At 50.5% G+C, this 11,976-nt stretch carries 7 protein-coding genes; 1 reads left to right on the forward strand and 6 read right to left on the reverse strand.

The window, feature by feature from the left end:
• The first annotated feature begins 49 nt into the window (after nucleotides 1-49).
• Entirely contained in the window at nucleotides 50-1,669 is a 1,620-nt protein-coding gene (locus BUQ98_RS14535; RefSeq protein WP_074214513.1) for an EAL domain-containing protein, read from the forward strand.
• A gap of 32 nt (nucleotides 1,670-1,701) precedes the next feature.
• Here BUQ98_RS14535 and BUQ98_RS14540 read toward each other — a convergent pair whose 3' ends face one another.
• The 6 genes from BUQ98_RS14540 to BUQ98_RS14565 all read right to left on the reverse strand — a co-directional run bounded on the left by BUQ98_RS14540 (nucleotide 1,702) and on the right by BUQ98_RS14565 (nucleotide 11,900).
• A complete protein-coding gene (locus BUQ98_RS14540) occupies nucleotides 1,702-3,336 on the reverse strand; it encodes a HAMP domain-containing sensor histidine kinase (protein ID WP_074214514.1) in 1,635 nt (544 codons plus the stop codon).
• Between the two features lie 3 nt (nucleotides 3,337-3,339).
• Nucleotides 3,340-4,158, reverse strand: coding sequence for a phosphate/phosphite/phosphonate ABC transporter substrate-binding protein (locus BUQ98_RS14545; protein ID WP_083605313.1), 819 nt, complete (start codon nucleotides 4,156-4,158; stop codon nucleotides 3,340-3,342).
• A gap of 244 nt (nucleotides 4,159-4,402) precedes the next feature.
• Complete coding sequence (locus tag BUQ98_RS14550; protein WP_074214515.1) at nucleotides 4,403-5,608, reverse strand: MFS transporter; 1,206 nt, start codon at nucleotides 5,606-5,608, stop codon at nucleotides 4,403-4,405.
• On the reverse strand, nucleotides 5,608-6,921 hold the full coding sequence (locus BUQ98_RS14555) for a lysine N(6)-hydroxylase/L-ornithine N(5)-oxygenase family protein (RefSeq protein WP_254813942.1): 1,314 nt from the start codon (nucleotides 6,919-6,921) through the stop codon (nucleotides 5,608-5,610). Before BUQ98_RS14555 ends, BUQ98_RS14550 begins: the two co-directional genes overlap by 1 nt.
• 10 nt (nucleotides 6,922-6,931) lie before the next feature.
• Complete coding sequence (locus tag BUQ98_RS14560) at nucleotides 6,932-9,604, reverse strand: GNAT family N-acetyltransferase (protein WP_074214517.1); 2,673 nt, start codon at nucleotides 9,602-9,604, stop codon at nucleotides 6,932-6,934.
• A gap of 112 nt (nucleotides 9,605-9,716) precedes the next feature.
• Entirely contained in the window at nucleotides 9,717-11,900 is a 2,184-nt protein-coding gene (locus BUQ98_RS14565; protein ID WP_074214518.1) for a TonB-dependent receptor, read from the reverse strand.
• Nucleotides 11,901-11,976 lie beyond the last annotated feature (76 nt).

Raw genomic sequence — 11,976 nt, forward strand, 5'->3', positions numbered from 1 at the left:
AGTGTATGACACTGCCCGTTAATCAGGCGATGAGAGGAGGCCATAGTCGATGATGGCGTACACGGAAATTCTACTGGTTGATGATGAGCCACATATACTTCGTGCGCTAAAGCGAGAGCTACGTCGTTTTGTGGCGCATATTCATACCGCAGAGTCGGGCCAGCAAGCGCTCGATATTTTAACGCAACATCAAATTGGCCTCGTGATTTCCGATTACCGCATGCCAAATATGAACGGCGCAGAGTTACTGATCAACATCCACCAACGTTATCCCGGTATCGCTACGATCATGCTGTCTGGACAAGCGGATTTGCACGGTGTCTCTAAAGCCATCAATGCGGGAGCACTGAGCCAGTACGTCAGTAAGCCATGGGATCGCGATGTGTTGTGCGACACGGTCAAAACAATCTTGACCAATAAACAAGCCTCTTTGCCGAACGACACATTGACGGCGTGTTTATCGATGCAAGCACTTAATCAGCGGATTCAAAATATGGCGATTGAAGAAAAGACGCCGTGGCTGGTGGCGATGATTGATACTCAAGGGACAAACTCGATTAATGAAACTCAAACGGTAATGGCAGGTAACCAGCGTTTGCAACGGGTGAGTGAACACCTTTATCAGCTAGAGATTTTTAATTGGTACCGCGTCGCGGATAAGTTTGTTGGGTTATTGGAGTATTCATCAGAAGGGCATTGTTTGTTAAACGAACTGATTGAAAGTTTGCATTGCGCAAGAGAGGAGAAAGGACTGCCGACGCAATTAATGGTCAGTGCGCTCCGCTCTTGGCAGGAGGTATCGTTCGAAAACATTCAGGCGCGTAAAGCGGGAAAAATACCACTTTATGATGCGCTCTACTGGCTTCCGTGCCCTGAGGAACATCAAGACGACGCGATGTTGCGCACCTTGATTCGTGATATTGAAGCCAAACACTTCGAGGCATTTTATCAACCACAATTGAATATTGTGACGGGAGAAATCGATGGCTTTGAAGCTCTTGTGAGACGTCGACTCGAGTCGGGAGGCTACCAAAGCCCTGCCGACTTTCTACCTTTACTTAGTCAATATCAACTTGACGACGTATTAACCACCTCGATGTTCGAGCAAGCGCTGGAGACGATTCGACTATTACGCCGTGAGGGTAACGGCAAGACGGTCAGTGTCAATGTCACGGCAAGGCAGTTAGAAAGTGGGTTCGTTGGGGACGTTATTCAGCACCTTTCGCCGCACTACCCCGATGAAATTGCACACCTTGAAGTCGAGCTGGTAGAAACTGACAGAATTCATGATTTTACTCAGACGCATCAGCAAATGGGTCGTTTGAAATCCCTCGGTATCTCCTGTGCGTTAGATGACTTTGGTACTGGTTTTGCTGGATTTGAATCCATGTGCGATCTCCCCTTTGACGTGATAAAAATTGATGGTCGCTTCGTTCGTAATATCGGCCAGAGTGAAATGGACGAAGTGATCCTGACATCGATTAGCCAAAGTGCGAAATTAATGAACGTAGAGGTTGTCGCTGAGTGGGTGGAGAACCAAAATCAAATCGATTTCTTAAGAGAAAAAGGATGTACGCGTGTGCAAGGTTATGGCATCGGTGCGCCGCTGAGTCAAGATAAGCTATTCGAGTTCCTGAATACCTTTAAGCAATCAGAAAATCCCTCTTAAGTTCGTCGTTATTTTAAGTGCGTTGGTAGGGGTTAGGCATTATTTGTTGCGGTATTATTAATCTGGCGAACGAGAGTGATGGTGGCAGTGGTGCCTTCGGTTGAGGATGTCAGCTGTATGTCTCCTTGATGATGACGGACGATATCATAGGCATAGGTTAACCCGAGTCCCATGCCTTGCCCAACCGGTAAGGTGGTAAAGAAGGGGTCGTAAATACGATGACTCTGATCGTGGGGAAGTCCCTGTCCTGAATCTTTCACCGTGATGGTGCACAGTTCGCCCTTCTCTTCCCCGTCGACTTTAATGTGATGCGTCATATCTGAGCGACCGCGCTCACAGGCTTGCAGGGCATTTTTGAGTACTTCTTTAAACAACATGACCAGCTCGTCATCGCGTCCCATGACGGGGGGCAATTGATACACGGTGGCGGCAATCGATATCTTGAGGTTAGCTGGTGGAGAGAGGGCATTCAGGGCCTCATCAATTACCGCAAAGATCTCAACGCCTTGAAAGTGTTGGCGTGTTTGTTGGTTGTAGCTGGAGTACTGTTGTAAGGCGGAAACAATATTGATTACGCGTTGCACACAGTCGTTGGCATCGGCAAGGCTATCACTGAAGTCATCGTAGAGCTCATCAACGTACTGTTGTTTTTTCCAGCGAGTGAGGGCCTCTTGCGGCTCTGTTTGTTGGATGACTTGCTCGGTGATTTGTGTCCACTTTTGGTAAGTGTCGAGATATTCTTGACACATTTGCAGGTTACTTTTCACCGCGCCGATGGGGTTATTGATCTCATGGGCAACCCCTGCCGCCATGGTCCCTATGGATGCCATTTTCTCGCTTTCGAGCAGCTTTTCTTGCGTTTGCTTGAGCTGATGGTTTATCTCGCGCAATTGATCATTCGATTGCACTAAATCAGCCGTACGTCGTGCCACCTTACTTTCCAACGACTGGTTGGCTTCTTCTAGCCTGTTTTGATAAATCGCGGTTTTGTTTTCGGACTGGCGTAATGCCTGAATCATATTACTAAAGGCGGTGGCGACACTGGCTAGTTCATCGTTCCCGTGAGTAGAAAGGCGTACATCTCTTTTGCCACTGGCGATGGTATCGGCGGCGTTTTTGAGTTCTGATAACCGCTGGGTGAGATAGCTCCCCAATAGGTAAGAGAATAAGGCCACTAATAACATCTCACCCAACACAATCAGCATGCTCCAATTTTTCGCGTCTTTAATTTGGCTAAGCAGGCCGGTCAAGTCAAAGCCAATCCAGACCGAGCCAAATTCAATGCCAGACTCGGAAATGGTCGCGCGCACATCATAAAGTCCATCGGTCACTGACTGGGCATTTGTCTCAAGAATGTCTGAGGTGAAGGCAGGGGGGAGGTTACCAGCCGATGATAAGACTCTCCCATTATCGCCTAAAACGGCGACATACATAATATCGCTGTTATGGAGCAGCTCTTGAGTAAAAGAATCGACGGTGGCGAGATCAAATGACAACACCGCATTCTTTACCGTGGAGGCGAACAACTGAGTTGTGGAACTGGCGCGTTGGTTGAGCCCTTGGTAGTTGGTAGTTTCTAAATAATTAAGGGTCAATGTCAGCAGAATCGCCAACAGGATCGCCTCAATCAGTGCGACACCTAAGATGGTCTTTAATCGCAAGGACATGGGTTATTCACTCAACAAGTGTTGTAACAGCGTAATGTTTAACGCTCTCACATCGTCCCAATCCTCGTCCTGCGCCGACTCTATCCCTTTGAAGCTAATATTATCTAGCAGCGCTCGGCCTTTTTCACTGTCATTGAGGGAGATAAATGCCGCTTTGATGGCGGCGGCCGTCTTAGCGTCTAAGTCCGGATGAAAGGCGAATGCATGTGGGGTATAACCTGGCGTTTTCCATAATACGCGCAGCTGCTCGCTTACTTCAGCATCGGTATTATTAAACGTGCGCTCAATGCCGCCGCCGGCAATAAAGAACTCTCGTGCAACGTTCAAATACACCGAGTCATGAGACGAGACATATTGCGGTGTAATGCTTATACCTTGATTTTTCAGTGCGGCGCGAGGCACCACGCTGGCTGCGAATGCGGCCGGTGAGGGAAACGCTAAGCGCTTGCCATCGAGTGCCTCAAGTGAGGAAATGGACGTCGCTTTCTTGACGACTAAAATACCGTGAATACGTTTATCTTTTTGTTTCACAAACGCTTTATACCCAGGCTTTTGGTGGAAAACCGTGTAGTGATAAGGATTCATGTAAGCAATGTCGTACTCGCCGGTGAGCACGCGGCCTTCGAATTCAGGGATGTCTTTGGCGGTACGAAAGACAATATTGTGACCAGATTGTTGAGACACATATTCTAAAATTGGGCCCCAATTGTTGGCTAATGTAATGGCAGATTGTTGCGGCACGATACCAAAGGTAATGTCTCTGGCCTGAGCATGGGGAACGAGGGTGATGCTGAATAAAAGAGACAGCAAGATTCCTTTCATTTAATCATTTCTCGTAATGTGATTGACGAACTATTAGACAGTGTAGTTACCGACAGCCCCCCTTGCCATGTGATCATGCGTGATTAAGTCAATGAAATCACATTGTAACCAGAATACGACTGTCTCCTGTCTTAACGAAGACTGTTCGGGTATTGCTTGCCCTCGATGACGCCGTTGATGTCCATGTGTGAGGGCGAGCGTATTGGTGAGAAGTCTTTGAAGTAGAATTGTCTAGAGACGCGAATTAGCGAGACGACAAGGGGCGTTTGGCAATCAGTATCCCAATGACGATGGTGCAGGAAAGCAGAATGCAGGTTAACGTGGGCAGTGGCGGATAGCGCAAGGTGAGCGTTGCTAACAGTGATGCTAATCCATAGCCTAGGGTATGGGCCATAGCGATATAACCACTCACTTTGCCCGGCGCATTGTCGATCTGTTGCATCGCTTGGCTGGTATAGGCGGGGATAAGTAACGCACAGGCGCCAGATATCACCAGCATTGCAATCACTAACGCGGTGACGCTAGGCAGCAATAGCAGTGCGTAGCCTGCAACCAAACTGATTGCGCCGACGCCTAGCATGTGTTCGGTACTCAGGCGCTGCTTTTTTACCACCAACACCTGGACCACTAAGGTGGCTATGCCGCTTAACGTCAGCAAATAACCAATAGCTTGGCTGACGTTATTGGCAGACCATTCGGTGAGGGTATTGAGCATGGGGGTGAGGTTATATTGCAACAGGGCAATCGCTGCACACACGGCGAGGCCGTAACCCATATAGGGCCAAATAGCTTTAGGCGCTAGCCATTGACCAGCGGGTGAGTGAGGTTCGTCCTTTTTGTCCTCGCAGTGAGGCATCATGCTGACAACCAATGCCGCCAATACGGGTAGCAGTAGCATCAACGTCAGTGAAGCGTAGGGGCTGATCACTAGTACGGCCGACGCAATCAACGGGCCAGCTAATCGACCGAGGCTTAAGCCAATGCTAATGGAGGTAATGGCTTGCATACGGCGCGCCTCACCGGCGAGCAACACGGCCCAATGCTGATTAGCAGGTACCATCCCTGCGACCGTCAATCCGTAGATCACCCGCGCCAGCACCGCGAGCGCTAGCCAAGGCCATTGGTTAGCGCTGCTTTGCGCGCCCAATGTGGCAGCGAGCAATAACGCGAAGCTCACGGCCATACCGGTTAATGCTTGTAGCACCACAAATTTGGGGCCGTGATGATCGCTGAACCGACCCCAAAATGGCGCGGCGGGCAGGAAGAGCACGCTCCCTACGGCAATAATCACTGCCCATGTCGACAGTGAAAATCCTCCTTGCGCCACCAATAGAGGCAGCGAGACCAAGAGCCCATTCTGACCAATGCCCATTAAAGCGGCAATCAACGTCAAGGTGACCGATTGCCACTTTGTGGTTTGTATGGCTGATTGTGTTTGCGCGTGCGCCATTACCAGCCGGCCACTTTTTGCACCTCAGGGGTGGTGGATGCCGCCAGCGTCCAGTCCAGCAGGCCGTGGTGATGAGCAATATCGTACACCGGCGTACCGCTAATCGCATTAATGATGGTGGCGGCTCGCCATGCTGCGAGACTCAGTTGTGGCTCAATAATACCGTGACAATGGGTGCCGACATTCATCATATACAATGCCTGTGAGCAGCCTTCACGCATTTTTACTCGGTAGTGAGTATTCACATTTGGCCGCCCTTGGTCATCAAGGACGAGATGATCGCTTAGGGTATTGAGGCATTGAGGGAGTGCCCGAGAAAAACCAGTGCACAAGATCACCACGTCCGCATCGATTGTCGCGGTGTCACCGGTCAAGGTTGCTGTTGTGGTTAACTGGTAACCTGCTTGGTGTGATTGCATGCCAGTAAGCATTTGTCCCGGAAGCAGTCGCCACCACAGTGGGGACCGGCGTACGTATTTGTCGTGATACAGGCGTTGATAGAGTCCTTGTAAGCAGTCGTCGGTGATCCCATCACTGGCAAGCTTTTGTTGCGTAAGTTGAGTGTGTTTGACCTTGGGGTCGAGGCTATGAAACTGCTCTGCATAATCAGGCATAAAATACTGATCGGTAAACGGGTTCTCATCCAGTCCTTGTAGATTAGGGCGGCGAGAAACCCAATCAACATGCGCCACTTTGCCAAATTCACCATCAAAGACATGCTGGAAGACATCCGCGCCGGTTTGGCCACCACCGATAATGGCCACTTTTTTACCTATTAAGTCAGGTTGTCGGAGCGCGAGTTCGCTGGCGTGAAACACCTGTTCACCCACAAACGACGTGGCGCAGTCAGGCATAAACGGTTGGGTACCAGTCCCCACGATTAAATGATCGCAGGTCAATTGTCCGTGTGGGGTATTCACCGCGAAGCCTGAGTCATAAGGCGTGATGTTCAGCACTGGCGTATCGAATTGGGTATTGGGAAGCTGGTGCGCGACCCAAGCCATATAATCAGAAAACTCCAACCGCGATATCGTCTGTTCGCCCCGCGCGGTAAAGGGATAAAACTTTTTGGTTTTAACCAGATAATTAATGAAGGTGTAAGGGCTGGTCGGATCAACCGCTGTTACCATGTCTTTTAGGTACGAGGTTTGCATTTTCGCATCGTCCAGCAGCAAGCCGGGGTGCCACGCAAAGCGTGGTTTTTGCTCGACAAACAAACTCGACATGGACTGACTGTGGGGAGCCAGCAGCGCCGCCGCACTGAGATTAAAGGGGCCAAGCCCTACACCTAAAACAGAATAATGCCTTGTCATCTCTGCATCCTTATTGCGCATAATGTGCGAAAAAATCGTTACGCTCACATTGCATCAGTGCGGCGCGTTTATGGGGAAAGTCAAATTCTTTTTGTTTTTTCATTCCCACGCCGCGGGCGATCCTGACCACACGCCAATTTTCCGCATTGGGCTCACCCATCACATTTGGCGTGCGAGACTCGGCCAAAAAGCAGTAATGGATGACCGATTGCGCCCAGGTGTTAAAGTATTGGCGGCCTAAAAAGTCGGGATTGCCGACCAGCATATGCATACCGCGATCGAATGCATCGACATCGTAGTAAGGCCCTAGTCTGTCTTCCGCAACCCAGTAAATTTCAAAGTAGCCAAAAGGCTGGCCATCAAACTCGCCAATCACCGGGAGCAAGTGCGCGTCATGGTGCGCCTTTTGCAGATAGTGTCGGTGAAAGTCGAGCGAGCCTTCTAACTCCCAAATCGGGGCAATATCCGGATGGTTGTGCCATGCGTGGAAGCAAGCGAGATCGCGTTCTGTCTCTGCCGAACGTAGCGTCAGTGTGCGCCCTAGGTGATAAAAGTAGCGACGATAAAACACGCCTTGCGGCTTTTCAGGCCGCGTTGGGTAGGTTAAGCCGTTCTCTGCCGTTTGGGATGCCTCACTCGTTGGAGGCTGAGCTTGGTGCCAAATTGGGCAGTGCTGTTTAAACTGCGAACGTGTCAGTGGTGTGCCTGGCGCGACCACCGCTTGCAGTGCGTGAGGATAATCACTGGCATGCAGTGTTTGGCATTGATGTTGATAAAAGACGTGCTCAACGGCCGACCACCAGAGGGATTCGTCGCGACAATAGCGCGTCGTTAGCGTCGACGTCGCGGTGCTATCGTCCGGTGTGTTCAGCACGAAGGTCGCTTTGGCCTGACCATGCTCCATCACATCGATTAAGTGATAAGACGCGTTGAGCGAGTGACTGCGAAGCCCCACGGTGCGATGAAGATTAACCGGTTTAAATACCCACGAACAGAGAGCTTTGTCACCATAAAATGGGTTATCGATATCAGTATAAATTTGGCTTGGGTCGGCCAGTGTCGCTTCATTGTGATCGGCGAGGAAAGTGTGAAAGTTCCGTTTCCAGTGCAGTGTCGGCGAGTCGAGAAGATAGTCATACAGACGGCTATCCACCGGGTGGCCCGTCTGCCATGTCGCGAAGGCTTGACGGCAGATCTGCCACAAACGCTGTTCGCTGGCACCGGTGGCTTCGCTGATCGCGGAAAGGGTATTGATCAGCGTATTACCAATCAGATAGTAGCTCAGATACGGATCGACCTTATCAGCCGGCACATAACAACTCGGTAATCCCTCACTGAATGCGTCAGGGAACAGCGTCGGGGCAGGATCGGTGATCCAGATGCCCTGACAGTCTCGGTACATCATGGCACAAGGCAAACCGTGCGCGGTACGCAGCAAGATATTTTGCTGGTGGGCAAGCAATAGGATGCCGTAATCACTGCGCGCCAAACACAGGGGATACAGAACATGAGTTAAGAAGGCGGCTAGCCAATGGTGTGCAGCGTCGGGTTGTGACCATTGATAGTACTGTGCGGCTTGCGCGATCAAGGCGCCAATTTGGCTGCCTTGCGCATGCGGCTGATTGATACTGGCGAGTAGGTGGACATCTTGATCGGCTTGGCGGGCAAATATATTGTCGCGCAAGCTCACCAAAGGCAGTGATAAAGGCTCGCCTTGCGCGGACAAAATGGTGCACCAGACTGGCTCTTCGATAAAGGTCGTGGTGGGAGTTCGCTGCTGCAGCGTTTGTCCGGGGGCTGCGTTTAGCATTTTACTCAGTAACGTACCACGCTTGGCTTCAGTGGCGGTTAATAGCCGTACCGAGTTAGTGAGTTTGACGGGCAGCGAGACTTTTAGCATCCAGTGATGGTCGGGATGATAAATGGCGCGCGACGATGAGGTGGCCAGCCAGCCGCTACTGGTCAAGGCTAAATCAATCACGCTGTCTTTGAGTGTGTTTGCGTCATCACTGTCACGCCATGCCTGCGCTTGTAACGGATGCATGGGCAGGGGGAGCCAGCCTTGTGGTAAATTGGCCGCATGGGTCAAGCCCACGCTATCCACAAATAACGCCTGTAAGGTGTCGAGCACATCATGATTCACCCCTTCGCCTGTCCATTGCCCCGGCGCTACGGCAAACCATTCAATCGCAAATGACTGCGCAAATTCGGGTAAGTACGCCGCTTGTTGTTCAGGCGTAAGCGGCTCATTGCTTTTGGGCGCTGGATGCATGCTATGACCACCGGTCAGAGACTGTTCCGATTCGATAAAACGCTGGGGCCAGCGCTCGGAAAACGTGTGTTGCCAATGCGTTTCTGCCCGCTGAATATAGGCATCCGACTGGCTAACGCGCGATGCAAAGCGATCGAGGCGCTCGCCACTGACCTCAGGCACCGATACCGCGATACGGCAAACCGCATCGGCAAAGGTGGTAGGGGTGGTGTCACCTTCGTCAGAGCGCCACAGTATGGCCCCTTGATAGCGATGACGGCCGGCTGCTGAGGTGTAGGTGAGCGGTAATAATAATTCGCCCTGCTGGCATGGGAAACAGGCGTGGTCAGGCTGACCTTTTATCACACGCGTGTGCGGGTGCTCGACAAACAACGCATTGAAAAACGCATTCAAACTCAGGGGATGTGTCATGACAACTCCTTACAGACACGGGCTTACTGGGGCAATGTTGTTGTGCAAATATGGGCTAAAAAAATTGGGAGAAAAGGCGCCCAGCGAGGGCTGGGCGCGACAAGGAATACAATTAAAACGTGGCGCTGTAGCTCAAGCTAAAGGTGCGCCCTACGCCGGCGTAATTGAACAGGTTGCTAAGCCCATAAGCACTGTATACTTTTTGTGCCTTTTGACTCCAAATCGTTTGATAGTCTTTATCAAACAGATTTTGGATGCCGAAATTAATTTGGCCGACTGGCAAAGTGTAGTACCCATTAAGACCGACTAGCTCGTAGCCTTTGATACGATCATTATCTTGGTCAGATAAATCACCGACATGCTGTAAGTTAAGCTCTGTTCCCCAATCGAAGTTATCGTAACCCACTGCCGCCATCGCGGTAGAAGGGCTCGCATTGTAGATACTTAGCTCATCCCAATGGCCATTATTCTTGATTTCGCTCTGCACTAAGTGGCCTTGTGCGCGGCTATACCACGTGTCAGTGAGGTAGTATTTGATTTGCCCTTCGAGGCCATAAATACGCTGTTTGTCACTATCTAAGGTGACATCGAGATCGCTGTTGTACTTGTACGACTTGTCCGAAATTGAGTAGTACGCGGCGACTTGCGCGTTGTAGTCTTGTTGCTGGGTTCGCCAGCCTAGCTCAAAGGAGTTGGTTTTTACGCCGTCCAATTCTGTGTTTTGAACACTCACGCTATTGGTGAGGGCGCCGCCTGCATATGTGCCTTTGCCGTAGAATTTTCCTGGGTCCGGCATATTAAAGCCTTGACTAAAGTTGGCCCAAACTTGTTGGTTATCGGTTAGGTCGTACTTGAGCCCCGCATTTGCGAGCCAAATATCTTTATCCGTCGTACCACCGGGGATGGTATCCGCGCTGTTTAATTTTCCAACGAGTATTTTGGCTTGCTCTGCAAAACCGATAAAGTTATCGCCTTCATACTGAGTGTACTGATAGCGCAATCCGGCAAAGGCATTCAGTTTGTCGTTAATGGCCCAATCCAGCTGAGAAAATACGCCTACGTTTTGAGTCGTAAAATCTGGATAGCGGCCTACGTCACCGAGGTGCTTAAACTTAAGCCCATTGCTGGTTAGACTTGTGCCTTGATCATAGAGGCGCTGGAATGCATCGAACTTCTCTTGGCTGAAATCGATTCCATAATTCACCGTTATGTTATCAATACTTTTCTCAAGTAACACTTTTGCACCGATCACTTGGTTGCTTTGCTCTGAAGCCCCAAGATATTGCATTTTTAGTGCACGGACGGGAAACGGAAAGAACCCAAATGTTTCTTTGCGATAATAAGCTTGGGCCAGTAAGGAATGGCTAAAGACGTTAGCATTACTGTATTGAGCGTTGAGCATCATGCGTTCAGTAAAGGGTTGCTCATCCAATTCCAGTCCATCGGAGCGTTTAATCAGCGAATCATCTTTAAGACCCGCAAACATAGGCCCATAATCAATCCCATAATCCGTATCTTGCTGACTGTCATAGTATTGAGCAGTGAGGGAAAGGTGCTGTTCGTCATCAGGGCGGTAATCGAGGCTACCCATCACATCGATGCTGTCATTGAATTGGGTATCGGTTTGGGTCACATCGGGCAGGATAGGATCGCCATTGCCGTCGTAGGCCGCGCCTTTGCCTTCATACGCTACGGATAAGCGCCCTTGCAAGGTATCACTGCCGCCGGATACCGCGACCGCAGCGTTTTTGGTCAGGTCGTCGCTGTTGTTAAACCCAGTGGTGACACCGGTATGTAGCTCTAACTGCGCATCGCCAGCCTCACCACGTTTGGTGATGATATTGATAATACCGCCGGTTGCGCCGGCACCATAAATCGAGGTTGCGCCCGATAGTACCTCAACACGTGCGACATTAAAGGGGTCGATACTATCCAGTTGGCGGCTGATGGTGCGTGCAGCATTCAATGCGACGCCATCAATCATGATTTGCGCGCTGCGGCCACGTAAATTCTGTGAGGCATTGGTACGTGCGTTGGTGCTGCCAAAGTCAAAGCTTGGGATCAGCTTTCCTAGCGCGCCTTTTAATGATTCACCGCCTTGAATTTCACGGGTTAATTCTTCATTGGTGATCACCCAGTTGGTGCTGGCGGAATCGGCGATGGTGGTCTGAATTTTACTGCCAGTCACGATGATGGTTTCGGTATTGGCCGCAGAAGGGGCGGCTTGGGCAAGGTGTGCGCCAATCACTAACGCCAGTGGTGTCAGTGAGAGGCCAACTGCTTTTTTAGTGTTCATAATTATCCTTATTCGTCACAACGCTGCAGGGGTGATGAGGCTGCGTCCCTGCAGTACTACTGAATCACTACCTTTG

This window comes from Salinivibrio sp. ES.052 (assembly GCF_900141775.1).
GTDB lineage: Bacteria > Pseudomonadota > Gammaproteobacteria > Enterobacterales > Vibrionaceae > Salinivibrio.